We start from the raw sequence: 317 nt of genomic DNA, 5'->3' as shown, positions 1-317 counted from the left end.
GCCATAGGAAATAAAGTCCACCTAAGACTGCGGTGATGATACCTGCCTTTATTTCATAGGGAGCAATCAAGTAGCGTCCTAGCAAGTCACACACGAGTAAAAGGATTGCCCCAAATAGCGCCGACAATGGCAACAAACTGATGTGATTAGCCCCTGTCAGCATACGAACGAGATGAGGCACCATCAGGCCAATAAACCCAATAGGACCGGCAATAGCGATGGACATAGCGGTGAGTAAAGAGGCGCACAGCAATAAGGAAAAACGGCTTCTTTGTACGTTCATCCCTAGCCCGTGGGCCGCTTCATCGCCAATAGAC

At 49.2% G+C, this 317-nt stretch carries 1 protein-coding gene; it reads right to left on the bottom strand.

Features of this window, described 5'->3' with window-relative positions; genetic code table 11:
- Positions 1-317: FecCD family ABC transporter permease (locus AB4585_RS22700; RefSeq protein WP_372171066.1), on the bottom strand; the 317-nt coding region annotated here is incomplete at both ends.

Source organism: Vibrio sp. 10N.222.49.C9, assembly GCF_041474985.1.
Lineage (GTDB): Bacteria > Pseudomonadota > Gammaproteobacteria > Enterobacterales > Vibrionaceae > Vibrio > Vibrio crassostreae_C.
Note: the sequence above shows the minus strand (reverse complement) of the source record. Positions and strands in the feature narration are given on the sequence as shown.